Origin of the sequence: Streptomyces flavotricini (genome assembly GCF_020639365.1) — a bacterium.
Classification (GTDB): domain Bacteria; phylum Actinomycetota; class Actinomycetes; order Streptomycetales; family Streptomycetaceae; genus Streptomyces; species Streptomyces flavotricini.
This window is the reverse complement of the sequence record NZ_JAINUL010000001.1, coordinates 5,203,749-5,229,863: the sequence shown is the minus strand read 5'-3', so window position 1 is coordinate 5,229,863 and position 26,115 is coordinate 5,203,749. Positions and strand designations below refer to the sequence as shown.

At 69.2% G+C, this 26,115-nt stretch carries 22 protein-coding genes and 1 tRNA gene; 6 read left to right on the top strand and 17 right to left on the bottom strand.

Features of this window, described 5'->3' with window-relative positions; all coding sequences use genetic code 11:
* Positions 1–55: 55 nt before the first annotated feature.
* Positions 56–697 (bottom strand): vitamin K epoxide reductase family protein, encoded by a 642-nt coding sequence (locus K7B10_RS23795; protein WP_229338913.1) that lies wholly within the window; start codon positions 695–697, stop codon positions 56–58.
* Between the two features lie 192 nt (positions 698–889).
* On the opposite strand from K7B10_RS23795, the gene K7B10_RS23790 reads away from it, so the two are divergent.
* On the top strand, positions 890–1,672 hold the full coding sequence (locus tag K7B10_RS23790; protein WP_229338911.1) for a DUF6227 family protein: 783 nt from the start codon (positions 890–892) through the stop codon (positions 1,670–1,672).
* 27 nt (positions 1,673–1,699) lie between these two features.
* On the opposite strand, the gene pfkB is transcribed toward K7B10_RS23790, so the two are convergent.
* The 3 genes from pfkB to K7B10_RS23775 form a co-directional block, all read right to left on the bottom strand.
* Entirely contained in the window at positions 1,700–2,650 is a 951-nt protein-coding gene (gene pfkB, locus K7B10_RS23785; RefSeq protein ID WP_229338909.1) for a 1-phosphofructokinase, read from the bottom strand.
* Entirely contained in the window at positions 2,647–3,405 is a 759-nt protein-coding gene (locus K7B10_RS23780; protein WP_229338907.1) for a DeoR/GlpR family DNA-binding transcription regulator, read from the bottom strand. The genes pfkB and K7B10_RS23780 overlap by 4 nt, the downstream gene beginning before the upstream one ends.
* Positions 3,406–3,524: 119 nt before the next feature.
* Positions 3,525–5,009, bottom strand: coding sequence for an MFS transporter (locus K7B10_RS23775; RefSeq protein ID WP_229338905.1), 1,485 nt, complete (start codon positions 5,007–5,009; stop codon positions 3,525–3,527).
* A gap of 64 nt (positions 5,010–5,073) precedes the next feature.
* On the opposite strand from K7B10_RS23775, the gene K7B10_RS23770 reads away from it, so the two are divergent.
* Positions 5,074–6,024 carry a helix-turn-helix transcriptional regulator gene (locus K7B10_RS23770; RefSeq protein WP_229338903.1) on the top strand — a complete coding sequence of 317 codons (951 nt, stop codon included), beginning with the start codon at positions 5,074–5,076 and terminating at the stop codon, positions 6,022–6,024.
* Positions 6,025–6,099: 75 nt separating this feature from the next.
* Here the strand turns inward: K7B10_RS23770 and K7B10_RS23765 are convergent, their stop codons facing one another.
* The 3 genes from K7B10_RS23765 to K7B10_RS23755 form a co-directional block, all read right to left on the bottom strand.
* Positions 6,100–7,077, bottom strand: a complete 978-nt coding sequence (locus K7B10_RS23765; RefSeq protein WP_229338901.1) for a sigma-70 family RNA polymerase sigma factor — start codon at positions 7,075–7,077, stop codon at positions 6,100–6,102.
* Positions 7,078–7,447: 370 nt separating this feature from the next.
* On the bottom strand, positions 7,448–8,986 hold the full coding sequence (locus tag K7B10_RS23760; protein WP_229338899.1) for an MFS transporter: 1,539 nt from the start codon (positions 8,984–8,986) through the stop codon (positions 7,448–7,450).
* Positions 8,987–9,079: 93 nt separating this feature from the next.
* Positions 9,080–9,832 carry a TetR/AcrR family transcriptional regulator gene (locus K7B10_RS23755; RefSeq protein ID WP_229338897.1) on the bottom strand — a complete coding sequence of 251 codons (753 nt, stop codon included), beginning with the start codon at positions 9,830–9,832 and terminating at the stop codon, positions 9,080–9,082.
* A gap of 246 nt (positions 9,833–10,078) precedes the next feature.
* Between K7B10_RS23755 and K7B10_RS23750 the strand changes: the two genes are divergently transcribed.
* Together K7B10_RS23750 and K7B10_RS23745 are read left to right on the top strand one after the other, a co-directional pair.
* Positions 10,079–11,356 (top strand): M6 family metalloprotease domain-containing protein, encoded by a 1,278-nt coding sequence (locus K7B10_RS23750; RefSeq protein WP_229338895.1) that lies wholly within the window; start codon positions 10,079–10,081, stop codon positions 11,354–11,356.
* Positions 11,357–11,489: 133 nt separating this feature from the next.
* On the top strand, positions 11,490–11,972 hold the full coding sequence (locus K7B10_RS23745) for a RidA family protein (protein ID WP_229338893.1): 483 nt from the start codon (positions 11,490–11,492) through the stop codon (positions 11,970–11,972).
* A 3-nt stretch (positions 11,973–11,975) separates the two neighbouring features.
* On the opposite strand, the gene K7B10_RS23740 is transcribed toward K7B10_RS23745, so the two are convergent.
* The 3 genes from K7B10_RS23740 to K7B10_RS23730 form a co-directional block, all read right to left on the bottom strand.
* The gene (locus tag K7B10_RS23740; protein WP_229338891.1) at positions 11,976–12,872 is read right to left on the bottom strand and encodes an FAD binding domain-containing protein; all 897 of its coding nucleotides are present in this window, start codon (positions 12,870–12,872) and stop codon (positions 11,976–11,978) included.
* Positions 12,873–12,911: 39 nt separating this feature from the next.
* Positions 12,912–13,331, bottom strand: coding sequence for a hypothetical protein (locus K7B10_RS23735; RefSeq protein ID WP_229338889.1), 420 nt, complete (start codon positions 13,329–13,331; stop codon positions 12,912–12,914).
* Positions 13,332–13,443: 112 nt separating this feature from the next.
* Positions 13,444–13,584, bottom strand: a complete 141-nt coding sequence (locus K7B10_RS23730; protein WP_229338887.1) for a hypothetical protein — start codon at positions 13,582–13,584, stop codon at positions 13,444–13,446.
* A 332-nt stretch (positions 13,585–13,916) separates the two neighbouring features.
* Here K7B10_RS23730 and K7B10_RS23725 point away from each other — a divergent pair.
* A tRNA-Arg gene (locus K7B10_RS23725) sits at positions 13,917–13,989 on the top strand.
* A gap of 53 nt (positions 13,990–14,042) precedes the next feature.
* On the opposite strand, the gene K7B10_RS23720 is transcribed toward K7B10_RS23725, so the two are convergent.
* From K7B10_RS23720 to K7B10_RS23695, 6 genes are all read right to left on the bottom strand, one after another.
* Positions 14,043–14,672, bottom strand: a complete 630-nt coding sequence (locus tag K7B10_RS23720; protein ID WP_229338885.1) for a sortase domain-containing protein — start codon at positions 14,670–14,672, stop codon at positions 14,043–14,045.
* 253 nt (positions 14,673–14,925) lie between these two features.
* Complete coding sequence (locus K7B10_RS23715; RefSeq protein ID WP_229338883.1) at positions 14,926–15,129, bottom strand: hypothetical protein; 204 nt, start codon at positions 15,127–15,129, stop codon at positions 14,926–14,928.
* 98 nt (positions 15,130–15,227) lie between these two features.
* Positions 15,228–17,180, bottom strand: a complete 1,953-nt coding sequence (locus K7B10_RS23710) for a DUF8823 domain-containing protein (protein ID WP_372481449.1) — start codon at positions 17,178–17,180, stop codon at positions 15,228–15,230.
* Positions 17,181–17,324: 144 nt separating this feature from the next.
* Positions 17,325–19,070: a D-alanyl-D-alanine carboxypeptidase family protein gene (locus tag K7B10_RS41330; protein WP_229338880.1), complete on the bottom strand. Its 1,746-nt coding sequence runs from the start codon at positions 19,068–19,070 to the stop codon at positions 17,325–17,327.
* Between the two features lie 214 nt (positions 19,071–19,284).
* Positions 19,285–19,725: a hypothetical protein gene (locus tag K7B10_RS23700; RefSeq protein WP_229338879.1), complete on the bottom strand. Its 441-nt coding sequence runs from the start codon at positions 19,723–19,725 to the stop codon at positions 19,285–19,287.
* A gap of 174 nt (positions 19,726–19,899) precedes the next feature.
* Positions 19,900–20,199 carry a hypothetical protein gene (locus K7B10_RS23695; protein WP_372481448.1) on the bottom strand — a complete coding sequence of 100 codons (300 nt, stop codon included), beginning with the start codon at positions 20,197–20,199 and terminating at the stop codon, positions 19,900–19,902.
* 170 nt (positions 20,200–20,369) lie between these two features.
* On the opposite strand from K7B10_RS23695, the gene K7B10_RS23690 reads away from it, so the two are divergent.
* Positions 20,370–21,002 carry an SMI1/KNR4 family protein gene (locus K7B10_RS23690; RefSeq protein ID WP_229338877.1) on the top strand — a complete coding sequence of 211 codons (633 nt, stop codon included), beginning with the start codon at positions 20,370–20,372 and terminating at the stop codon, positions 21,000–21,002.
* A gap of 115 nt (positions 21,003–21,117) precedes the next feature.
* Here K7B10_RS23690 and K7B10_RS23685 read toward each other — a convergent pair whose 3' ends face one another.
* Positions 21,118–25,473 (bottom strand): golvesin C-terminal-like domain-containing protein, encoded by a 4,356-nt coding sequence (locus K7B10_RS23685; RefSeq protein ID WP_229338875.1) that lies wholly within the window; start codon positions 25,471–25,473, stop codon positions 21,118–21,120.
* Positions 25,474–26,115 lie beyond the last annotated feature (642 nt).

Genomic DNA, 26,115 nt, shown 5'->3' with positions numbered 1-26,115 from the left:
ACGAGGGCCCCGGCAGCGTCCAGCTGCCGGGGCCCTCGGGCGTGCGTGGGGGGCGTCAGCCGGTCCAGAACTCCCACCACCGGGTGAGGATCAGCATCCCGATCACGCCGAGGTGCAGGGCGGGCGGGGCCCAGGCGAACTCCGTGAAGAAGGTCCGCACGGGGCCGGGCGCGGGCAGCGCACCCGTACGGACGTTGCGGGCGGTGACCGCCCAGAACATCAGCAGGGTGGCCGCCCAGGTGAGGCAGCACCACAGGCAGAGCGCGTTGATCTCGTACAGGGACTGGACCATCAGCCAGCTGCAGAAGCCGACTCCGAAGAGCATCCCGGCGTTGAGTCCCAGCCAGAACCAGTCGCGGTAGCGGGCGCCGGCCAGCAGGCCCGCGCCGACGCACACGACGGCCCCGAACGCGACGAGTCCCAGCAGGGGGTTGGGGAAGCCGAAGGCCGCCGCCTGCTCGCTCTTCATGACGCTGCCGCAGGAGACCACCGGGTTCAGACTGCAGGCGGGCTTGAAGTCCGGGTCCTCCAGCAGGAGGAACTTGTCGAGGGTGATCACCCAGGAGGCCAGCACCCCGGCGGCCCCGGTGAGCGCCAGCAGCCAGGCCAACGCCCGCGGTCCGGCCTCCGGTTCACCCTCGTACCTGCTCCGGGGCAGCCCCTGCTGGTGGGGAAGGCCCACTGTTTTCGTTGCCATACGGGCCATGTTCCCCCTCTCCGGCACAGACCCGGGCGAATCATCACCATCCCAGGGCAAGTTGACCTGAAGGGGTGGCGGGAACCCCGGATGCTTCCCGGACGTTTTACCGAACCCCGGACGTGATGTCAGAGCCAGGGGCTACGTTGAGCTTCCGCGAAGTCACAAGCTGCGACGGCCTGGAGACCCACCTTGAGCGATCCGTACGAGACAACCGAGGCGCACCTCGAGCGACTCCTGGGCCGCGCCCTCAACTCGTTCGACCTGCCTGACCGGTTAATCGAGCGCCTGGAAACGGCGCTCGCGCACAGCTCCTCCCTGCACACGACCCACCACAGTCCGGCGGCGGGCCTGTGGCGGGAGACCCACCGGCACACGTACCTGCTGTCGGACGGCGGTTCGGCGTCGCTGTGGGAGCTGGTGTACCGGTTGGTGGGCGACCGGACGATCCGGCACGAGGTCTTCGTGAGCAGGGCGGAGGCCTGCCTGGCCGTGGCCCGGCTGTTCGGCGAGGCCCCGGCGGAGGCGGCCTTCGACCCGGCGCTGGATCCGGCGCTCGCCGCCGCCGAGGAGGAGCCGGACACCGATGCGGTGGACCTGAGCGCGCTGTTCGCGGCGAGCTCGCCGGCGCGGCGGCACCGGGAGTACGCGGTGGAGGAGTCCGCCGACCACGCCCGCCGGGTGCTGCGGCGGGCGGAGAACCCGGACCGGCCGGGCGAGGGGACGGCGCTGCTGCTGCGGTCGGCGTATGCGCACCAGATCACGCAGGCGTTCGGGACCCGGCCGTTCACGGCGGACGGGCGCGCCGCCGGATTCAACTTGTACGAGCACTCGTTCGTGCTGCTGGACGGGACCGAGCTCAGCCTGTGGGAGGTCGAGCACACGGCGACGCCGGACGGGCGGCACATGTGCGAGGTGTACGAGAGCGAGGCGGCCGCCCGCGGGGCGATGGAACTGCGCGCACGGGTGCGATGACGGCTGCCGCAGGGGGTGTCTTGTCGGTCAGGGCAGGGCGGGCGCGGACAGGTGCAGGGCCGCGGGCGGGTTCTCGGTGATGTGGACGGCTTCGGGGTGCAGGTCCGCGGGGGTCGGCATGGCGCTGCCGGGGAGCTGGACCGCGGCCGCGCCGTGGGCCAGGGCCGAGGCGAGGGCCTTCGCGCCGGTCCCGCCCGCGATGAGGAATCCGGCCAGGGAGGCGTCGCCGGCCCCGACGTCGCTGCGGACGGCGGTCACGGGGGCGGTGCCGTGGTAGGTGCCCTCGGCGCTCACCAGGAGCTGCCCGTCGACGCCGAGGGAGGCCAGTACCGCGCCCGCGCCCCGGGAGCGGAGCTCCTGGGCCGCACGGGTGACCTCGCCGAGGGTGGCGAGCGGGCGGCCCACCGCCTGGGCGAGCTCCGTGGCGTTCGGCTTGATCAGGTCGGGGCGGGCCGGCAGGGCGGCCGTCAGCGCCGGGCCCGAGGTGTCGAGGGCGACGCGGGTGCCGCTCTCGCGGGCGCGGGCGACGAGGTCGGCGTACCACTCGGACGGCAGTCCGCGCGGGAGGCTGCCGCAGGCCGCGATCCATTCGGGTCGGCCGGTGGCGGTGCCTGCGGTCTCCAGCAGGAGGGCGGATTCCTCCGCGGTGAGTTCGGGGCCGGGCGCGTTGATCTTGGTGAGGGTGCCGTCCCGTTCGACGAGCGCGATGTTGGAGCGGGTCTGCCCGGCGATCGTCACGGCCGTGACGTCCACGCCCTGCAGGCCCAGCAGTTTGGCGATCAGCGCGCCCGGGGCGCCGCCGAGCGGGAGGACCGCCGTCGTGAAGACCCCGGCGGCGGCCACCGCGCGGGAGACGTTGACCCCCTTGCCCCCGGGGTCGACGCGGTCGCCGGTCGCGCGCAGCACCGCGCCGCGCTCCAGCGAGGGGACCTCGTACGTCCGGTCGAGGGAGGGGTTCGGGGTGACGGTCAGGATCATACGAGCACGACTTCCGTACCGGCGGCCTCGATGGCCGCCTGCTGGGCAGGGGCGAGCCCCTGGTCGGTGATCAGGAGGTCCACGTCCGCGAAGGAGCCGAAGCACGCGAAGTGCTCCCGGCCCGCCTTCGAGGAGTCGGCGAGCAGCACCACCCGGCGGGCGGCGGCCATCGCGGCCCGCTTGACGGCGGCTTCCGCGAGGTCGGGGGTGAACAGGCCGTGCGCCGAGAAGCCGTTGGCGGCGAGGAAGGCGACGTCGGCGCGGATCTCGGCGTAGGCGCGCAGGGCCCAGGCGTCGACGGCTGCCCGGGTGTGGTGGCGGACTCGGCCGCCGACGAGGTGGAGGTCGACGCCGGCGTGGTCGGCGAGCCGGGCGGCGACGGGCAGCGCGTGGGTGACCACGGTGAGCGCGCAGTCGACGGGGACGGCGGCGGCGAGGCGGGCGACGGTGCTGCCCGCGTCGAGGACGACGCTCCCGCCCTCGGGGAGTTCGGCGAGGGCGGCGGCCGCGATGCGGTCCTTCTCCTCGGCCCGGGTCGCCTCGCGCTCGGTGAGGTCCGGTTCGAAGTCGAGGCGGCCGGCCGGGATGGCCCCGCCGTGCACGCGGCGGACCAGGCCGGCCCGGTCCAGGGCGTTCAGGTCGCGGCGCACGGTCTCGGCGGTGACCTGGAAGCGGTCGGCGAGGGAGAGGACGTCGATGCGGCCCGCCTCGCGGGCGAGGCGGAGGATCTCCTGTTGGCGTTCCGCTGCGTACATGTGGATTCGCGTCCGTTTCTGCGGATTGCGCCCCACTGTACGCCGATAGCACGCCAAACCAAAGCAAACGGGCATGTCCGCCAACAGAAGCGGACATGCCCGGGAGCGGTGGGGCGGGGCTACCCGACGGGGACGGCCTCGGAAGCGGGGGCCTGCGTACCGCCCTCGCGCTCCGCCATCGGGACCTGCTTGCGCGGCAGCACGAACATCACAGCGAAGATCACCACGAGCACGGCCGCGACCCACCACAGCGCGCCGCGGAAGGCTTCGACGTACGGTGCGCCGAGGACCCGGTCGTCCTCGATCGACCCGAAGAAGACGACGGAGGTCAGCGCGAGTCCGAGCGCGTTGCCCATCTGGCCGGTGGTGTTGATCAGGCCGGAGGCCGAGCCGGCGTGCTCGGTCGGCACCTGGGACAGGATGGTGTCGTTCAGCGGGGCGACGATCAGTCCCATGCCGATGCCCATGACGACCAGCGGGGCGGCCATCTGCCAGGAGGCGATCCCCATGCCGTAGTGCTGCGACTCCCAGATGTAGAGGAGCAGGCCCGCGGCCATGGTCAGCGCGCCGGCCTGGAGCACCTTGCGGCCGAACCGGGGGACGAGCTTCTCGACCGAGAGGCCGGCGGCGACGGAGACGGCGATGGAGAAGGGGATGCCGGTGGTACCGGCGCGCAGCGGGCTCCAGCCGAGGCCCATCTGCATGTAGAGCGTCCAGACGAGGAAGAAGATGCCGGTCGCCAGGCCGAAGGCCAGCTGGACCGCGATGCCTCCGGCGAAGCTCTTGACCTTGAAGAGGGAGAGCTCTACGAGCGGGGAGCCGTCCTTCTTGATCTTGTACTTCTCGTAGACGATGAAGGCGGCGAAGACCAGCGGGGAGGCGATCATGCAGACGAAGCCCCACAGCGGCCAGTCGTTCTCCCGGCCCTGGGTGAGCGGGAAGATCAGCATGACCAGGGCGAGGGTGGCGAGGACCACGCCGACCAGGTCGAGGCGCAGTGCCTTGGGGGCCTTGGACTCCGAGATGAACTTGCGGCCCAGGATCACCGCGGCGATGCCGACGGGCAGGTTGATCAGGAAGATCGTGCGCCATTCGAGGCCGAAGAGGTTCCACTCGGTGAGCAGCGCGCCGAGCAGCGGCCCCGAGACCGCGCCGAGGCCGACGATCGCGCCGAACATGCCGAAGACCTTGCCGCGCTCGTGCGGCGGGAAGGTGACGTGGATGATCGCCAGGACCTGCGGCACCATCATGGCCGCCATGCCGCCCTGGAGGAGGCGGGAGGCGACGAGCATGGCGGGGTCGGCCGCGATGCCGCACAGGAGCGAGGCGGCGGTGAAGCCGGCGACGCCGACGAGGAAGAGGCGCCTGCGCCCGTAGATGTCCCCGAGACGGCCGCCCGTGATCAGACCGGCGGCGAAGGCGAGCGCGTAGCCGGCGGTGATCCACTGGATCGCGCTGGTGGAGGCGCCGAAGTCCTGGCGCATGCTGGGTATCGCGATGTTGACGATCGTGACGTCGACCAGGTCCATGAAGGACGCGGTCATCACGATGGCTAGTGCCAGCCAGCGGCGGCGGTCGGCGGGCGAGGTGGTCTCGGAGGTCATGGAAGAGAACTTAGACGGGATCTAGGTCAGATGGTGTCCTATTTCCCATGGCAATGTGGATCGCATGACCGACACCCCGGCACGGCTGCTGACCCTGCTCTCCCTGCTCCAGACACCCCGCGAATGGCCCGGGAGCGAGCTCGCGGAGCGGCTGCGGGTGAGCCCGCGCACGATCCGGCGCGACATCGAGCGGCTGCGGGAGCTGGGGTACCCGGTGGAGGCCTCGCTGGGCGCGGAGGGCGGGTACCGGCTGGTCGCCGGGGCCGCGATGCCCCCGCTGCTGCTGGACGACGAGGAGGCGGTGGCGATCGCGGTGGGGCTGCGGGCGGGCGCCGGGCACGCGATCGAGGGGGTCGAGGAGGCGTCCGTACGGGCCCTCGCGAAGCTGGAACAGGTCCTGCCGGGGCGGCTGCGGCGGCGGGTGGGCGCCCTGCAGTCGGCCACGATCGCGGTGACCCGCGGGGACGGGCCCAGCATCGACCCGCACACGCTGACCACGATCGCGGCGGCGGTGGCGGGGCCCGAGCGGCTGCGGTTCGCGTACCGGGCGCGGGACGGGGCGGACTCCCGGCGGCTGGTGGAGCCGTACCGGCTGGTGAGCACGGGGAACCGGTGGTACCTGGTGGCGTACGACATGGACCGGGGGGACTGGCGGACCTTCCGGGTGGACCGGGTGGCGGAGCCGTTCGCGACGGGCGCCCGCTTCGCGCCGCGGGAGCTGCCGATGGACGCGGCGGAGTTCGTCCGGCGGGGGCTGCGGGGCGGGGAGACGTACGCCGTGGACGTGTCGTTCGCGGCCCCGGCCGAGGTGCTGCCGGGGTGGCTGCGCCAGCATGCCGAGCCCGTGGGCGGGGGCTGCCGGGTCCGGTTCTCCAGCGGGGACTCCCCGGAGTGGGTCGCGGCCCGGCTGGCGCTGACGGCGGCGCCCTTCACGGTGCACACCCCGGACTTCCTGGCCGAGGCGGCCCGCGCGCTGGCGGCCCGGCTCACCGCGGCCGTGCCCCCGCAGGGATGAGCGCGGACGAAGGGGAGCCCCCGGCGCCTGGGGGGGTAGGCACCGGGGGCTCGTTCGGGGGGCGGTCGGGCCGGGTCAGGCCACCGCGTCGAAGCCCGTGTCGCGGGCCATCCGCTTCAGCTCCAGCAGGGCGTGCTTCTCGATCTGCCGGATCCGCTCGCGGGTCAGGCCGTGCTGCTTGCCGACCTCGGTCAGCGTCCGCTCGCGGCCGTCGTCGATGCCGTACCGCATCTTGATGATCGAGGCCGTGCGCTGGTCCAGCTTGCCCAGCAGGTCCTCCAGCTCCTCGCTGCGCAGCAGGGACAGGACGGACTGCTCCGGGGAGATCGCGGAGGTGTCCTCCAGGAGGTCGCCGAACTGCGTCTCGCCCTCGTCGTCCACGGACATGTTGAGGCTGACCGGGTCGCGCGCCCAGTCCAGTACGTCGCCCACGCGCTTCTCCGTCGAGTCCAGCTCGGCGGCGATCTCGGCGTGCTCCGGGTCCCGGCCGTTCTCGCGGTTGAACTCGCGCTGGACGCGGCGGATCCGGCCGAGCTCCTCGACCAGGTGGACGGGGAGGCGGATGGTGCGGGACTGGTCGGCGATGGAGCGGGTGATGGCCTGGCGGATCCACCACGTGGCGTACGTGGAGAACTTGAAGCCCTTGGCGTAGTCGAACTTCTCGACGGCGCGCACCAGGCCGGCGTTGCCCTCCTGGATCAGGTCGAGCAGGGGCAGGCCGCTGCGCGGGTAGCGGCGGGCGACGGCGACGACGAGGCGCAGGTTGGACCGGATGAAGATCTCCTTGGCCCGCTCCCCCTCGGCGGCCAGCGCTTCCAGCTCCTCGCGGGCCGGGGTCTCCCCCTCGCGCTCCATCTCGCCGTCGAGGATCTGCTGGGCGTACACGCCCGCCTCGATGATCTGCGAGAGCTCCACTTCCTTGGCCGCGTCGAGCAGCGGGGTACGCGCGATCTCGTCCAGGTACATGCCCACCAGGTCGCGGTCGGCGATCTCCCCGCCCACAGCGCGGGCGCTGCTCCTGGACTGACGACGGGCGACGGCGCGGGTTGCCATGCGTGCTCCCTTGCAATGAGTTAGGTCGCGGTGCGGCTGCTGGGACGCGGCTCCGCGTCCCTGGACACTCTCCCGAGTGCCCGCTTCCGAAGGAAACAACGACTGGAATCGGGACAGAATTCCCACGCCGGTCCCTCTTTTTGGAGATCTTGCAGTATCCTGCCCCGCCGTCACGCCCGGGTGACCGCCGTCACACTCCGCGACGTGCGCCGCGGCTGCACGCTCCACCCCTGAAGACGGCCCTCGCCCGCTTCTGGTTGCCCGGACAACCAACCCATTCCCATCCCAACCCGCACACGACTGACCCCCGTGTCGTTCGATTTCGAACGACACGGGGGTCATCAGTCATTCCGGGGCCTCCCGCGCCGCGTCAGTGGGCGATCACCGGGATCTTCACCTCGGCGTCCGCACCCGCTCCGTCACCGGAGGCGACCGGACCGCCGGCGCCCGGCCGGCCCGTGTTGATCAGCGTCAGGGCGATGGCCGAGCTGGCGACGAGGATGCCGACCGCCCACCAGATGGCGGAGGAGTAGCCCTCCACCATCGCCTGCGCCTGGATCAGCTTCGCCGCCGGGCCGCCCGCGGCGACCGCTGCCGCGTGGTCGGTGAGGTACGCGGTCGTCGCCGAGGCGGCGATCGTGTTCAGCAGCGCGGTGCCGATGGCGCCGCCCACCTGCTGCGAGGTGTTGACCATGGCGGAGGCGACACCGGCGTCGGCCGGGTTCACCCCGTGCGTCGCCAGCGACATGGCCGGCATGAAGGCCGTACCCATGCCCAGGCCCAGCAGCAGCTGCGCCGGCAGGATCAGCGCCGGGTACGAGGACCCGACCTCGAGCTGGGTCAGCAGCAGCATGCCGGTGGCGGCGAGCAGGAAGCCCGGGCCCATCAGCAGCCGGGGCGGGACCCGGGTCATCAGACGGGCGCCGATCTGGGTCGAGCCCGTGATCATGCCCGCGATCATCGGCAGGAAGGCGAAGCCGGTCTTGACGGGCGAGAAGCCCTTCACGACCTGCAGGTAGTAGGTGAGGAAGAGGAACAGGCCGAACATCGCGATGACGGCCAGTCCGAGCGAGAGGTAGACACCGCCGCGGTTGCGCTCCAGCAGGACGCGCAGCGGCAGCAGCGGGGACTTCACGCGGGACTCGACGAACACGAAGGCGGCGAGCAGGACCGCCGAGGCGACGAACATCGTCACGGTGAGGGCGTCCGACCAGCCGGCCGACTCGGCGCGGGTGAAGCCGTAGACCAGCGCGACGAGGCCGGTGGTGGACAGGATCACGCCGGGGATGTCGAGCGGAGCGCGGTTGCGGCCGCCGGCGGGCTCACGGATGATCATCCACGCACCCACGGCCGCGATGATCGCGAACGGGATGTTGACGAAGAAGGTCCAGCGCCAGTTCAGGTACTCGGTGAGGAAGCCGCCGAGGATCAGGCCGACGGCGCCGCCGCCGCCGGCGATCGCACCGTAGATGCCGAAGGCCTTGGCGCGTTCCTTGGCGTCGGTGAACATGACGGCCAGCAGGGAGAGCGCGGCCGGGGCCAGCAGTGCGCCGAAGGCGCCCTGGAGGGCGCGGGCGCCCAGCATCATCGCCTCGCCGTTGGCGGCGCCGCCGAGCGCGGAGGCCAGGGCGAAGCCGATGAGGCCGACGATGAAGGCGTTCTTACGGCCCCACTTGTCGGCGATGCGGCCGCCGAAGAGCAGCAGTCCGCCGAAGGCCAGCGCGTACGCGGTGATGACCCACTGGCGGTTGCCGTCGGAGATGCCGAGGTCGGTCTGGGCGGACGGGAGGGCGATGTTCACGATCGTCGCGTCGAGGACGACCATCAGCTGGGCCAGGGCTATGAAGACGAGTGCCTTCCAGCGACTGGGATCGGCAGCCAGCGGCGCGGGCGCGGCTGTTTTTGACATGGGGGTACCCACTTACTGTGCGGAATGACTGAAATATGATCTTTAAAACTGTTTGAGACGGGTTTACGACGCTAGCGGGCGCGACCCGGGGCGTCACATGGTTTTCTGCCTGAGGTCCTCGAGCGTGGCCGCCTCGCCCGGCAGTTCGGAGCGGGCCGGCGCCCGCAACCCGTCCAGGAACAGCTGGAGATGACGGTGGACGAATCCGTCGACCGCCATGCACGAAATGCCCGGCAGCGGCCGGCTGAGCTGGGAGAGGGCGACCATCAGGTCGCCGACGCCGATGTCCGTGCGGACCAGCCCGGCTTCCTGGCCCGCGGCCACGAGGGTCTCGACGGCTGCCGCCAAGGCCTCGCGGGCCGCGATGAGTTCGGGGTGCTCGCCGTCGAAGTCCCCGGCGAGCATGGGGCACAGGGCGCCGATCCGCTCGTCCGCCGCCGCGTGCGTGAAGCGGCACAGCGCGGCGAAGGCGTCGGACTCCTCGGCGAGGGAGTCCTCGGCCTGGACGGTCACCCGGTCCATCACGAAGAGCACGACGTGGTGCACGAGGGCCGCCCGGTCGGGGAAGTGCCGGTAGAGGGTCGCGTTGCCGACGCCCGCCCGGCGGGCGATCTCGTCGAAGGGCGCCCCCGAGCCCTGCTCCACCAGCACCTCGCGCGCCGCCACCAGGATCCGCTCGCGGTTGCGCACGGCGTCCGCCCGCGGCCGCGGGACCGGGGTGGGAGCCGCGTCCGACGACCGCGCCGGGCCCGACGGCAGCGCCGGATCCACGGACCGGTCCGCCGACAGGTCCACGGCCGCCGCCGGGGCGGACGGGTCCGCCGCCGGGGTGGTGGGGCGCTTCATGCGAGGCCTCCCTGGGCCTGGGTCTCGTACCCGCCCCCCAAACGGGGAGTCGGTCCCCGCTTTGCGGGACTCACGTACAAACGGGGATTGCCTCCCCGGTTATTTCACTCTCTTGTGTGACCTGGCTCACGCCGCGGTTCCCGTTCGGACGCACCCGGCGCGCGGGCGCGCCGCAGCCGACGGAGGGTGATCGCACAGAGCGCAGTCCGGGCCCGGCCGGCTGCCGCGGACCCGAAGGCGATCTCCATGCCGCAGACCCGCCACCGGATACGCAGACCACGCCGCGCCGGCGCGTACATCGGCCTCACCGTGCTGGCCCTCGGGATCACCGCCACCGCCAGCACCGGGATATCCGGCCGCAGCCACTCCGCGGCCGGGCCCGTGGCCACGAGCGCCGAGTCTGCGCTGGCACCCTGCCGGATCACCGGCGCGATGGGCGTCCAGATGTCCGAGGGGCTGCCGACCCCACCCGGGTACTCCCGCTCGACCGGCGAGGTCCGCGCGCTGAACCTGATGATCGACTTCCCGGACGCCAAGGGCGAGGGCACCGCCCTGGACCGCATGGCGGAGTTCTTCCCCCAGACCTCCGACTGGTTCCGCACCAGCTCCTACGGCCGGCTCACGTACCGGGCCGAGGCGCCGATAAGGACCTGGCTGCGGATGCCGATGCCGTTCGCCGCGTACGGGATCGAGCGCGGGTCCGCGTACGAGCCCGGCTACCGGCAGCTCGTCGAGCACATCGCGAAGGCCGCCGACGCCGAGGTGGACTTCAGCCGATACGACCTGGTCAACATCCTCGTCACGCCGAACGCCGGACCGTCCGCCCTGGACACCGTGCTCTCGGTGACCTTCTCCGGCAACGCCGAGGCCCCGATGGCCGATGGCGTACCGCTCGCGAACACGTCCTTCGTCTACAGCCGCCAGGACGACGGCTCGGGCACGTACCGGGAGACCGGATACCGGGTGCTCCCGCACGAGAACGGGCACGTCTTCGGGCTGCCCGACCTCTACACCGCCGACGGCGGGGGCGCGGTCGGGCACTGGGACATCATGAGCGAGGACTGGGGAGCCAACAACGACCTGCTGGGCTGGCACAAGTGGAAGCTGGGCTGGCTGGACAGCTCGCAGATCAGCTGCGCCGCGAAATCCGGCGTCAGCGACCACACCCTGACCCCGCTGGCCGTGGAGGGCGGCACCAAGCTGGCCTTCGTACCGCTGTCGGAGACCGCCGGGTACGCGGTGGAGGTGCGCACCCTGGCCGGGAACGACGAGGCCATCTGCAAGCCCGGAGTACTGATCTACAAGGTGGACTCCCAGGTGGACACCGGGCGCGGGCCCGTCACCGTCTCCGACAGCGCGGTCGGCAGCGGCGGCTGCACCCGGCGGCCCAACGTGCACGGGGAGCTCTCGGACGCGCCGTTCCGGCCGGGCGAGACCTTCACCGACGACCAGGCCGGCGTCAGCATCTCGGTGGTGGGCGAGCTGCGCAACGGGAGCTTCCAGGTCCGCATCACCCGCCCCTGAGACCGCGCGGCCGGGAGACGCCGAGGGGCGAGGGGCCGAGGGGCCGAAAGACGCCAGGAGACCGAGACACCGCCGAGACGCCGAGATGCCGACACGCCGACACGCCGAGATCACGAGACCGAGGAGAGACAGGATGACGACCGGTACCCCAGAGGAGCGGCTCGCCGCGGCCGGGTTCACGCTCCCGCAGACCCTCGCCCCGCTGGGCGCGTACGTGCCCGCCCTGGTCAACGGGCACCACGTGTACACCTCCGGCCAGCTCCCGATGATCGACGGCGCGCTGCCCCTGACCGGGAAGGTCGGGGCCGAGGTCTCGGCGGAGGAGGCCAAGGGGCTGGCCCGGCAGTGCGCCCTGAACGCGCTCGCCGCGATCGCCTCGGTGGCCGGCGATCTGTCCGCCGTGAAACGGGTGGTCAAGGTGGTCGGCTTCGTCGCGAGCGATCCGGGGTTCACCGGCCAGCCGGGCGTGGTCAACGGGGCCAGCGAGCTGTTCGGCACCGCCTTCGGCGACGCGGGCATCCACGTGCGCAGCGCGGTGGGCGTGGCGGTGCTGCCGCTGGACGCGCCGGTCGAGGTGGAGGTCGTCGTGGAGCTGCACACCCCGATGGGCGTCTGAGGATCACCGGGCCGGGGTCCGCGGTGCGCCGGCTCCGCCGGCGCGGTACTCCTCCCAGGTCCACAGGAGCTGGCGGCGGGCCAGGACGCCGACGGCGTGGCGGCGGTACGCGGCGGTGCCGCGGACGTCGTCGATGGGATTGCAGGCAGCGGCGGCGAGTTCCCCGAACTGCTTGGCGATCGACGGGGTGATGACCTTGCGGGACTCCCAGAACCCGCCCTCGTCGAGGGCCGCGGCCAGGAACTCCTCGGCCGTCTTCGCCCGGACCGGGGTGGGCGCCGCCGAGCCGATTCCCGTACGGACGCTCCGGGTCCGCGGGTGCAGGGCCAGGCCGAAGGCGCAGACGGCGATGACCATGGCGTTGCGGGTGCCGACCTTGGAGAACTGCTGGGGTCCGTCGGCCACGGAGACGTGCACGGTCTTGATCAACTCGTCGGGGGCGAGGGCGTTGCGCTTGACCCCGGTGTAGAACGCGTCGATCGGGATCAGCCGCGGGCCCCGTACCGACTCCACCTCCACCTGCGCGCCGGCGGCGAGCAGCGCGGGGTGCGCGTCACCGGCCGGGGACGCCGTACCGAGGTTGCCGCCGACGCTGCCGCGGTTGCGGATCTGCGGGGAGGCCACGGTGTGCGAGGCGAGGGCGAGGCCCGGGAGCCGCGCCCGCAGGTGCTCCATGATCTGCGTGTACGGGACGGACGCGCCCAGCCGTACGACGTCCCCGTCGATCTCCCATTCCCGCAGCAGACCGATGCGGTTCAGGTCCAGGAGGTACTCCGGCCGACGGTGGTCGAAGTTGATCTCGACCATCACGTCGGTGCCGCCGGCGATGGGCACGGCGGCGGGGTGCTCGGCCTTGGCGGCGAGCGCCTCCTCCCAGCCGGCGGGGCGAAGGAATTCCATGGGAGTCCCATGGACCGGGGCGTACGACCTCAAACCGGATCAGCCGGAATTCCCCCGGTCATCGGGCTGCCGCGGGGGCTGGTTGATGGTGAATTCCCGCCCCATGAAGACCTGACTGTTCCCGTGGAAATCGCCGCCGCTGACCGTGTTCACGATCGACGGTGTCCCCCGCCAGCCCGGGTTCACCTCGTCCAGCAGCGCGGTGAGCTCCCGTACGGCCGCCTGATCGGCCTCCAGGACCACCCGCAGACGCTCCCGCCAGTCCTCTTCGAACTGCTCCAGCGCCGGCACGTCGCCGTCGGTGCGGGCCAGCAGGAGCTCGGCGCGCGAGGAGCGGAGCTCCTGTTCGGAACGGCCGAGGAGGCGGGCCAGCCGCCCGCTCGTATAGGTCCACGCGTCCGAAGCCATCAGCCCGATGACGGTCGTGGCTCCCGCGGTCACCAATGCCCCCACATCCATGCGGAACAGGCTACCCGCGGGTCGGCGGCGGCGGGAGCGGAACGGCGGGCGGGGGGAGTTCGGCGGGCGGGCCCCGAAGTGCGGGCCCAACGGGTTCCCGGGGGCCGGGAGTTCAGTGCGGGATGTGCCGAACACCCCGGTGGACGAACCCGTCGGGGCCGGCGGACGGTGTGCGGGGCACGGGCGGAGCCGTCGCCCACGGCGCGCCCGCGGCGGCCGCCGGTACGGAGGCGACCCCCGCCAGCGCATCCATGCCGCGGCTCCCAGGGGGCAAGCAGACAGAACGGACGCCGCAGCCGTCCCCCGCGCCCTCACCACGCCCCCAACCTCCGCCCCCCGGCCTCCAGAACCCCCAGGTCACGACCATGCCCTCGCCTTGGAGCCGCGCCTGCTGCAATCCGTGCGACCACTCCCAGCACGATCCGCTAGGCTGTCAGCGGTCAGACGGCTACCAGGCGTGTGCCGGGGAAAGTGTCCGCGAGGGCAACTCCACCCAGACAGGCGCACGTCATCTGACCAGCACGCTCGTCGAGGCGGCTCGGGCGATCCCTCTGGGGTTTCCGGCAACGTTTCCGACAAGCCCCCGCCTTCGTAGCTCAGGGGATAGAGCACGGCTCTCCTAAAGCCGGTGTCGCAGGTTCGAATCCTGCCGAGGGCACAGCGGAAAGGGCACTCACCGAAATCGGTGGGTGCCCTTTCGCGTGGGGCGGGTCAGGCGACCAGGTCGGCGTAGAAGATGACGTTGTTGGTGCGGTGGCCGTCCTTGATCCCGCCGCCGCAGGTGAGCAGGCGGAGCTCGGGGCGCCGGGTCTCGCCGTAGACCTTGTCGGTCGGGAAGTCCTTCTTGTCGACGTCCTCGATCTCGCGGATCCTGAACCTGGCGGTCCTGCCGTCCTCGCGCGGGACCTCGATCAGGTCGCCGAGCCCGATCTCCTTGACGTTCTTCATCAGCGCCGGGCCGTGCTTGGTGTCGAAGTGGGCGACGAGGACGGAGACGCCCCGCTCGCCCGGGGTCGCGCCCCCGGTCCACCAGCCGGGGTTGTCCGCGTCCGTGTCGGCGTTGGGGACGCCGAGCTCGCCGGTGGTGGCGTCCACCTTGAGGTCGACCATCCTCTTCGCGTCCACGCCCGCCGCGTCGATCTTCATCCCGGTCGGCTTCGACGGGGGAAGAGCCGTGGTCGTGTCGGCCACGGGGGCCGCCGCCGACGCGTTGCCGACCTCGGGGTCGGGCGGGAGCCGGGCGCCGCCGGCACCGCAGGCGGCCAGGGCGCCCGTGACGGACAGTGTCAGGGTCGTCGTCACGATCACGCGGAGCGTGCGGGGCGCGAGGGTGCTGGGCATGGTGTTCTCCGGGCCGGGAAGGGCCGCCGGGCGGGAGCCTGGCGGCCGGGGGTGGGCGGGAGCCTGGCGGCGAAAACACGTTACGAGGGTCACGTTCCGGCAATCCGTCGGCAATGTAACGGTTGTCCGGATATTTGGGCGCGGCCCCGTGAAGGGCCAAAGCCCCCGGCGAGAGCATGTGGCGGCACACGAAGGCCCTCCCGGCCGGAGCCGGGAGGGCCTTCGGTGAGACGCGTGCGCGTGGATCTCGGGATCAGCTCAGGCCTCTGCTGCGTTCGCCGATGCGGTCACCCTGCGGGGTGCCGGCCCGCTTCAGGGCCGCCTTCGTGTGCGCTCCGCCCTTGACCTTGCTCCGCACGAGACCGTCGAAGCCGTGGCCTGCCGGGCGCGGCGGCCGATCCGGCTCCTGGGTCTGGAAGGCCTCTCGGAAATCCTGCCTCTGCTGCTCTTTGCTCATCCCGTCGTCAACTCCCTCGGGAAGCACCCAATCGGACTATTGGGATGGTATGCAGATATGCGGAGCAACGCACCCGGACCGACCGTAAAAATTCTCGATCAAGGGCGCGGCGGAGCCGGCCGCTCCAGCGGTCCCGCCAGCCATCGGGTCAGCTCCTCCGGGCACGGCGTCCCCCGCGGCAGCTGGTACTTCGCCGCCACCCGGTACACCCCGGGCCCCGGCGCCAGCAGCTCCGTCCACACGTCGCCCGCCGTGTCCGGGGCCGCCTTGAACAGGCACCCCGCCGTGTTCGCGTACTCCTTCGCCAGCGTGCCCGAGCCGCCGCCCCCACCCCCGCCGCGCGCCTTCGACGCGAAGGTCTCCTGTGGCGGCGGCACCGGCTTGCCGGCCCCGTCCACCAGCCCCAGCCACGGCGAGTGCGGAATCCGCACGAGCACCCGCCCGGCCGCCTTCACGTCCACGACCAGCTGGTCCGCGCCCGCGCGGACCACCGTGGCCGGCCCGGACACCAGGTCCGTCGGCCGGTCGACCTCGAACAGCCGCCAGTTCCGGTCGCCCCACACCTGCCGGAGGTACGGGAGCCCCTCGCTCACCAACTTCGCCTCGTCCTCACCGCCCGAATCGGGTTTGTCGGCCGGTAGCACCACGTAGTGCACGGCCCAGCGGTCCAGCCACTCCCGGTAGCTGGCCGCCGTGAGGGTGTCGTCGTAGAAGAGCGGGTTCCGCTCCAGGTCCGCCTGCCGGTTCCAGCCGCGCGCGAGGTTCACGTACGCCGGGAAGGCGGAGGACTCGCGGTGGCTGCTGGCCGGGACCACCTCGACCCGGCCGCGTTCGGCGCCCGCCTTCTTCAGCTGGTCGACCAGCGGGGCCAGCTCCCGGTTCCAGGCGGCCACCGGGGTGGTGCGGACGATGTCCGTGATGCTGTTGGCGGTGATCCAGACGGTGACGCCGACGAAGGCGAACAGCACCGCGTACCAGTGCCGGCTGCGCGGGACCGCGTACGGGAGGGCCGCGAGCAGCACGGCCCCGCCGAACAGCATGACCAGCCGGGTGACGTTCGAGCCGACCTGCGAGTCGATCGCCCAGGTCAGCAGTACCCCGAAGGCGTAGACGGCGGAGGCGATCCGAACCGTCTTCCACCGCTTCGGTACGAGGAACAGGATCGCCAGCCCGAAGAGGAACGGCGGCGCGGCCGAGCCCAGCTTCATCGGCTGCGTACCGGAGAACGGGAACAGCCAGGCCGACAGCCCGACGACCGCCACCGGGGCCAGGCCCAGCGCGTACGCCCCCGGGCGCCGCCCGCTCAGGAACAGCGCTGCCGCGATCACCCCGAGGAAGAGCCCGGCGACGGGGCTGGAGGCGGTGGCGAGCCCGGCCAGCGGGGCCGCCACGGCCGCCTTGGCCCAGCGCAGCTCCGCCCATGTGCGGGGCCAGCAGAAGACGGCCGCGACGGCGCCGAGCGCGAACATCGCGCCGAGCCCGAAGGTGACGCGGCCGGACAGGGCGTTGCAGAGCAGCCCGTACACCCCGGCCAGGGCCGGCCACAGCGGCTCGCGGACGCTGCCCCGGCAGCGGGTCAGGATCAGCGCGAGCAGCCCGGCCGAGACCGTACCGGCGACCATCATCGTGGTCCGCACGCCGATCATGTACATCACGTACGGGGACACCACGCTGTACGAGACCGGGTGCATGCCGCCGTACCAGGCGAGGTTGTACGCCGAGTCGGGATGGCGGCCGACGAACTCGGCCCAGGCGTCCTGGGCGGCGAGGTCGCCGCCGCTGTTGGCGAAGCTGAAGAACCAGATGACGTGCAGGAGGGCGGCCACCGCGGTGGCGACGAGCACGGGGTGGCGGCGGAGCAGGCCGAGGGATCGGGAGACCGGGGAGAGGGCGCCGGGGGCGGCCGCGACGGCGGTGTCCGGGAACTTCGGGGTGGCCCCTATGCCGCCGGGCGCCGCTTCGGGCAGGTCGCCGACACCGGACGCACCGGATCCGCCGGCGGCCGCCGGTGCACTCCGGTCGCCCTGGCCCTGCTGCTCAGCGGTGGTCACTGCACTACTCCCCGGATGGCCCGGACTCCCCGGGTTCACCGGAGCATCGATCGAACTTCTGCTTGCCGTTCCCGGGTCGCTAGACGCGCGGCGGCGCCCCGGGGTTGCCCGGGGCGCCGGAATCACGCGGTGAGGCGGGGGCGGTCAGCCGACACGGGTCAGTTTGCTGCCGATGCCCGGCGCGGCGAGGTCGCTCTGCAGCGCCACCGGCACCTTCACCTGGCTGGCCCCCTCGCCGACGGTCAGCACGCCGATCTCGGTGCCCGCCTTCGCGGTCTGGGGCAGCTTGCCGTCCCCGGCGGAGAGCTTGACGTTGACCGTCAGCGACGGCCAGCCGACCGCCTCCACGTCGGCGGTGGCGACGACCGGGGTGTGGCCGCCGAGACCGTCGTCCACGTACCCGACGACGTCGCCCTTCTTCACGACGGGCGCGTTCACCAGCATCTTCTGCGTGGCCAGCATGACCTGCTTGCTCGCCGCGATCGCCGTGTCGAGGATCGGGACGCCGTACTGGCCGAGCACCGCGCCGACGATCAGCTGCCTGGTCTCGCCGACCTGCTTCTCGGCGGCGAAGAGCAGGTTGCCGCCGGCCTTGGTGGTGGAGCCGGTCTTGATGCCGAGCGCACCGTTGCCCGGGATGAGCGTGTTGTAGTTGCGCCACTTCTTGCCGTACTGGTCGGTCCATTCCGGCAGCTTGGTGATCGCGATCAGCTCCGGCATCTCCACGACCTTGAGACCGAGCTTGACCTGGTCCTCGGCGGTGCTGACCGTCGTCGCGTCCAAGCCCGAGGGGTCCGTGTACGTGGTGTTGGCCATGCCGAGTTCCTTGGCGGCCTCGTTCATCTTCTTGACGAACGCGTCCTGGTCGCCGCCGGAGTCCCAGCGCGCGAGCAGCCGCGCGACGTTGTTGGCCGACGGAATCATGATCGCGGCGAGGGCGTCGTACTCCGAGATCTTGTCGCCCGCCTTGAGGGTGCCGACCGTGGACTCGCCCTCGGAGCTCTTGGCGCCGTCGTCGACCGCCGTCTGGTCGATGTCGATCATCGGACCCTTCTTCTCACCCTTCTTGAGGGGGTGGTTCTTCAGGATCACGTACGCCGTCATCGTCTTGGCGACGCTGCCGATGGCGACCGGCTTCTGCTCGCCGAAGCTGCCGACGGTGCCGAGGCCCGCGGCGGCCATGTAGGCCTGGCCCTCCTTCGGCCAGGGCAGGACCGGATTGCCGCCGTCGAAGGTGTACGAGGACTTCGCGGTCATCGTGAGCTTCGGCTCGGGCATCGGGCGCACGAGCTGGACGACGGCCAGGACGACCGCGAGGAGCACGACGAGCGGGGCGTAGATCTTGAACCGCCGGACGGCCGTGCGCATCGGGCTCGGCGGCGGAGGCGGGTTGTTGGTGAGGTCCGCCAGCATGTCGAGCGGCGGCTTGGGCGGCAGCGGCTGCTGAGTGGTCCGCTCGCTCCGCTCGGGTACGGGTACGGGGGCCGGCGCGGCTGCCTCGGGGGCCGCGGGGGCCGCCGGGGCGGATCCCGCGGCCGCGGGCTTCGCCGGAGCCGGGGCGTCGTCCTTGCGCAGCGGCACGAAGGTGCTGGCCCGCTCCCCGCCGACCGCCTTCGGCGGCACGGGCCGGGAGGCCGCGGGCTTCTCCACGGCCGGGGCGGAGGCCTTGGCATCGGGCTTCACGGCCCGGAAGACCGCGGTGCGTTCGCTGTCCGCGGCCTCGTCGGAAGCCTTGCCCGCGCCACCGGTCCCGGAATCCACCTTCGGGGCCCGGAAGACGGCGGTGCGTTCGCTGTCGTCCGCCGACGGCTTGGCGGCGGCCGGCCGGTCCGGACCGGAAGCCGAAGCGGAATCCGCGGGCTTACCCGCAGGCCCCGAACCCGGCTTCACGGCCCGGAACACGGCCGTGCGTTCGCTGTCGTCCGCCGACGGCTTGGCGGCGGCCGGCCGGTCCGGACCGGAAGCCGAAGCGGAATCCGCGGGCTTACCCGCAGGCCCCGAATCCGCAGCGAGAAAGGCATCCGCTGGGGCGGCAGACCCCTACCCTCCGCGGCCTGACCGCTCAACCCGGCGAACCTTCCCGGTCACAGCACTAGGTCGTTACTCAGATGAGGAAGGCCGGCAGGCGCTGGTTCACGACTTCGTCGCGGGGGAGGAAAAGATTGAATCGGGTCTCTATGAGCGCCAGTGTGTGGCGGTCGCGGTCGAGGTAGGACTCGCCGTCCGGTCGTGCGTATTCGCCGTCCGGGTGGAGTACACCAGCCGCTATCAGCTCCGGCAGCAGTAGGTCCGGCTGCTCGCCCCATCGCCAGACTTCTTCGCCGATTCCGCAACTGCAGACGTCCGCACCGTCCCTGGCATAGGAGAACGTCGTCGGCGGATGGTCCGGGGAAGGATCCAGGTGGATGGCTTCCACGCCGTTCCGGGAGATCTCCAGCAGCCTGTCACCTCCGTTGCCCATTCCATATTCAACGGCAAAGGAGCAGCCACCGCAGGCACCGACCCGTACAACGTCATCGTCGTCAGTCGCAAGGTCCAGAACCATGTTCCCCCACGCGTCGCCAGGCCGCAGCCGGGACCGTGGGAGTCGACCTCGGCGTCAAACACCTCGCCGTCCTCTCCTCACCCCTCACCGCCGACCAGCCCAACAGCACATGTTCGGCCGGGCCGGCTTTCGTCTTCTCCGCAAGCGTGTCCTGCTCTACTCGTGATGCGCAGGTCAGACCGCCTCATCAACGAGGCCGAAGCCTTCAGGAAACCCTTCCAGGAACTCCCGCCGTGCGGGGTCGGACTCGGCTTCGGCCATCGTCTCAAGCAGACCTATCAGTTCGCTCCGTTGGTCGCCCGACAGCTGGCTGACCAGGTGGGCGACACCCTCCAGGACCTTGACGGCGTCGTCCGGATCCATCTGCTCGTCTTCACTGCCCTCGATGAACCACAGGACATCGACCAAGGCCGCGGCCAGGGCGTGGGTCAGAGACGAGTACACGGGCATCAGCGCGGTCTCCCAGCGGGTCAAGACAGCAGAGTCCGGCCATCCCACCACACACCACCGACATCACGCTCAGTCAGCCCTCCACGGAAAGTGAGCCAGAACCGAAACTTCGTGAACAGAGCCAGTATGTTGAGGGCAAGACCCCATCAATCTAATTTGCCAACTTGTGGGCGAAAAGCGAAAAATGCCACAGGGTGACGGAAATCAACCTCAGCAAGGAGCCTTCAATGCAGATTCTATCAATGGCCGAGGAATGGGAAATGTTTCACACTTGGCTAGAAGCAAATGCCCCAGGAACGCTCCTCTCCCTAAACCCCCCTGCTAGTGAGAGCGAGATCGAGAGGCTTGGCGAAATTGGACATTTCATCCATCCAGACTTGCCCTCGCTTCTCTGCTGCCACAATGGAGCCCCCCCTGTCACGCGCGGCGGCGCGCCTTCTGCCTATCTCCCCGGGGGGTACTCTCTCAAGAGTGTCGATCAAATTTTGATTGGTCGCACCGTCATGCTGGAGGATATAGAATACGAGCGTCGACGAGGTACGCTAGTGGATAATTACGGCCTTACCTGTCATTCAGATTGGCTACCCATTGCCAGCGACTCGGCTGGAGGTCAATTGTTTCTAGACAATCGTACCGGCCCATTGCTCGGTTCCGTACTTGCCTATGACGACGGGCGCTTGCAGTACCAGCCGAAATGGCCCTCCTTGCGGAGCATGCTAAGTGAAATAAATTCTTCCGCCAGGGGTCACGGAACTGCCGGAGGGTTAAAGCCGCGAGTGCGGCCCGGCGAACTGACCATCGAGTGGTATGATCCGCAATTTTCTTAGCCGTTCACTACCTACCAAAGCATCGGCAACCCAAAAGATCTTGGTAGATAAATAACAAGCGTAGAAAGCTAGCTGGGGGCGCGTCGACTGACGCGCCCCCAGTAATCAAATCCCCTTACGGGATGGTACAGACTTGAGTCGTGCTGCATCCCTCATATCGAGGCGACTCGAAGTAGAATCCGTCGTCGTGCAGCATGCGGTTTGCCAGGTAGAAGTTTCCGAGGTCGGAGCCAGCGGCTTCGTTCTGAATGCCAGGGATGGCCGCGCGGCCACATATTTGAGGCCAGGTGGCACCGGACGGTAGAGCGTAGCGACCGTCCGCGTTGAGCATCCATTTGCCGTTCACGGGCTTAGCGAACAGTTGCACGCACGGCTTTCCGTTCGTGTAAATCTGGCCGCCACTTTCCCTGGTTCGGGCAAATGGGAATTCATCGCACTGAATCCCCCTTGAGTCGCCGAGGGCATCCGGGTGGGCGGACCATGGTTCAAGATTCGCCGCCACACCTCGATCGCAAACCCGCCGTCGATTTTCGGTGGCAGTCGGCCCGTCGGCTTCTCGGTGTAGCGGTGACTTTTCCATGCGGCTTCCAGGATGGGAAGCGAGTTTCTCGCGGAGTAGCCAGTAATAGGCGGCGGCTACTGGATAGCGTTGGTCATCCAGCTTCCAAACCGGCTTATGGCCAGACATGACACACGCGGGTGCCGTAGACATTCTGCTGTCGCACCGGATCTGCCCCAGTGGCACGGTTTGCCATTTGGCCCCTTCGATGTCATCCGGCTTGTATCCCGGAATTGTGAAATTCACCGATGCGTTCAGGTCGAAGAAATTAACCGCATCGATTGCTCCATTTGTCCATTGAATGAGGGCAGATGCACTGGCTTTGTGTCGATCGGTGAGGCCGAACCATGTACCCCCTTCGGGCCAATTCGCGAACGTCGAGTTGTTGCAGACGGCGACAGTGCAGGAGGTTTCTAGATTGGTTGCCGAGATTCTATCTATTGTGCCTTGTACGTCGAAAAGCTCCAAAGTGACTTTTGTGTTGAATCCATTCGAGAAGCCCCCTCCGCCTTCTGCTGAACGGCGGGGAATTTTTATTTCTTGCAGAAGGTGGAACGACACCGTTCCCATGAGGGTCGACGTGCCGTTGTTCCGATACCAAGCTTGGATGAGAATATCTCGCTTATAGCAGGCATCGAATCGCGTCACGCTGTACGGTTTAGAGGTTGTCGCGCAACGCGGAATGAGTGGGCTCCATGCGTTGGCTGCCGAGGGGCTGAGGAATTTTGTAGAATTGGGCGGCGTATAGGAACCCGGGTCCACAACCTGAGTGCAGGTGTACTTCCCCTGCAAATTCGGGCTCTGGCACCGCGGAGCTGAAGAGCCTGAACCGCGCAGCTGAGGGCCACTGGAATCGTATTCCTCCGGAATGTCGTATGAAAAGTCCGGAAGGGAGTCCGGGTTGGGCTCCGGTAGAGCTATCTGCGGCAGGGGGCTATAGCTGCTTGGAGCGAACGCCACTGCATCGTATGCCAGGTCGAGGTCCCCCGTGGCGTTCTGTCTCGTAGTTGACAGTCGCACCGCCAATCTGTCGCCAAAATCATAGTACCCAAGGGAAACCCATCGGTTACCAGATCCCTTTTGGTCTATCGTCTTGGTCTGAGTTCCCCAGCGTGTCTCAATTTCATACGCGGCCTGCGGCTCTTGCGCCCCATGGTCGGGCACGTGCACGAAAACCTCACGCTGTCCCATCGGCTGATTTGTTACCTGCCACGTCCCCGTGACTTTCATACGGTTTCCGGCCTCGTCGCCATTCCTGGTATGCGCGAACCAGAAGTGGCCGCCGTAGCCGGCGCCAAGCTGCTGGAAGTCGATTCTTGCGCTTGGTGTGGCGAAGTCCAGGGAGAACGTTCCACTGTTGGCCTTGGGCTGGGTGCAGCCCGGCCGTGAGACGGGGGTACCGTCGGGAACGTCATCCACGATGAGGGCGTTGGCGGGCAGGCCTTGGGTGGTGCAGTTGGGCGGGTAGGCGGTGCCGTCCGCTTCTTCCTTGTATGTGTCGTTGAAGCGTATGACTTCGTTGCCACACTCCCCGAGGGCGCACTCTTTCCACTTGACCGGCTGGTTCCACCAGCATTTGAGGTCGTCGCGGTTGCAGGCGCCGAGCCCAGGCTTATTCTGGTCGTCCGGGCCGATCTTGCTGGGGTCACAGCTGTTCACGGCGCTGCAGAACAGACTCTCGGCCGGCTTGACTTTGGTCTTCAGTGCGTCGGTGTTCCACCAGGCGGGTCGGAAGCCTGCGACCATTGTGCCGGGCGACTCCAATGCCGAGAGGGGGCGGGCTGCCCAACCGAGGACCTTCTCCTGGTAGGGCCAGTCCTGGGGGTGCTTGGCGTGCGAGTAGTCGTTGGACCCGGAGACCGGTCCTTCGAGGAAGGGGGCTCTATTGGCCTTCCACAGCGGGTTGGCCGGGTTGTTGGTGAAGCCCACGCCCCACAGCCCGCCGTTGTTCCCGGCCGCGGCCTTGGGGTAATAGCCGGAGTTGTAGGCCCAGAGGGCGAAGAACCAGTTCTCGAGATACTTGGGATCACCGTTGTTGACGATCAGCCCGTCCTGGTTGGTGACATTCCACTTGTCGGCCAGGACCCGCTGGCCGGCGGCGATGTTTGCGGTGTAGTCGAGCGCTGCGGCCTCCTGCTGCAGTGTGGTCAGGGATTGCTCGCCCGGCTTCTCCTTGCCGTGCATGCGCATGCCGTCAGTGATCTGGGTGATTCCGTATCCGCAGTCGGCCTCAGACCAGTTGATGCCCCAGGGGTCGGTTTGCTGGCCGCTCGCCGCGTACTTGATCCCGTAGTAGTTCCCGATTAGCGGGTTGCCGGTGACACCGGGCACCACCACGCGGGATGCCTGCCACATGTTGGACTCCTGCGCGGTGATGCCCAGCAGCACCTGCGCGGGTATCCGGCCGCCGCCATTGAGCCCGAGCCTCGGGAAAAGCGTTTGAGGCTGGTAGGCGGCCATGCCCAGGTTCTTCCAGTTCGCCGGCCGCGAGACGTTCTTGTCCAGGGTCCCGTTGATGATCTGATCAACAGCCCACTCCACCTGCCGGGGTTTGGGCTGCATGGCCTGCTTGGCCGGATCGTTGCGAGCAACGGAGCAGTAGCGCTCGTCTTCGGCTGGCGAGGATGACATCGCTGCGGACTGGGCCGACGATTTCTGTCCGGACGGGGCGGCTGTCCGTGGGCCGGGCAGCGCTGGAGAGGGAGACGTAGTACCTACAGTGGCCTTCGCGGCGGGTGCAGTCGGGATAACGGTGAAGTTCGCATCGTTGCCCGTGGCGAGAACCCTTAGGCTGATCTTCTTCGACTGTGCCGCGAGGTCGGGCTGCTGGCGCGGATCGCTCTCGCCGCCCGCGTCGACCCTGGTGATCAGCGCCTTGCCGCCTGTGGTGGCCTGAGATTCCTTGGGGACTTCCGGGCGGCGCTGGACCGTCTTGGGCAGCGGCTGTGCAGCCTTGGTGTCACCAGTGATGAAGACGGCGCCGCTGGCACTGCTCGTCAGATCCATCTTCGTCAGCGCACCGCGGGCAAGCAGGGCCTGCTGTGTCTTGGCTGCGTCGCCGCGGGCGATGTCGCCTGCGGTGATGCGCTTGACTTCACCTTCGTTCTTGGAGCCCTCAGGGCGGTCCATGTAGACGAGGCCGCCTTCGGCGTCGGCCTTGAGCTGGAATGGCACCTGCGTGGTATGGGCGATGGCGGTTCGGCGACCTTGCTCGTCGATCTTCGTGATACGGGCAGCGTCCGCCGCCACGATGTCCTTACCGACCGGAATCGCTGAGGTTACCTGACCGGCTAGTTCGATGGTCTGACTGACTTTCGCGGCGGCAACGTCCACGGTCAGCAGACGGGTCTGGTTCTTCGTCTCGCCGCCCGCCTGGGTGAGGACGGCCGTCTCCCCGGTGCCGCAGCCAGGGCTGAAGTAGGCCAGCGAGGCCTGCCGGTCCAGTTTGGTAACGGACCCGGAATCCAGGTCCACCACCGCGGTAAACGCGCCCCGCGCCATTAACTCGGGCTTGTTGGTGAAGGTACGCGGGGCGTATGCGACGACCGCGCGCCTGCCCGAGCCGGTGATGCAGGCGTTGCCGATCCACATGTCCGCGTCGAAGCCGGGCTCGGCGAGAGTGGCTACCGTGCGCCAGCTGTAGCCGGCTTTCTGATCGGCGACCAGGACGTGGAAGCCGTCCTGGTCACCGCTGGTGGCCCATGCGCGGTCTGTCGAGGTCTTCCATCCCTTGCCGAGGATCTTCTCCCGCTCGGCGGGTGCAACTTGGGACAGCTGGCTCGAGTCGTCGCCCGGCCCGGAATGTACGGGAGAGCTGGGACTGGCCCAGGCGTGGCCCTGTAAGAGCCCGGCGATCATCGTGGCGCTGCAGACAATCGCTGCAGGAACCCGCGATCCGGAAATACGTTTCACAAGTAGGGCTTCCCTCGCATGTAGGGAGCAGAGGGCTCACCATGTCCCCTCATCGGCCAGGAGTCGCAGAGCGACAGTGCCTGCCCATACACAAGAGGCTTGTCCCGTCGAGCCCCCCGCCCGACGTTTCATGACACTGCGTCAAGATCTATTTCAGAAAGATTCTGACGTCACATCGCTGGAGCAAAATTTTCAACAGTCGACAGTGCTTTCACCGACCTCAAGCAAATTCAGCAGAAAACACTTTCTGACTGTCCTCCTCTATGCGCGAACCACAGCACGGTGGGGCACCCCCCCAGCCTCCAGGCCTCTCCCATGGAGTTCACGGGCGGAGGCGAGCTGTCCACACTTGAGGCCCGGAAATCCATTGGTTTCGCCACACGCAGGGGTTACTCATTTCGCGTGACCGATATTTTCACCCGAGGCTGATCCGGAGCCGGGTTACCTGAATCGCGTACTGTGACCTCTGTGGGCCACGTGGTGCCGGCATACACACCGGTCACGGCAGTCTCGAAGTTCGCACTTCCCTGGAAGTCTTTACCGGTCACAGTAATCGTCACCTTGTAAAAGGCCCTCGCCGCGCCACAGTTGGTGATCTTCACAGGGACCACCAAGGATGAACCGTCCGACCCTCGGTGTGGA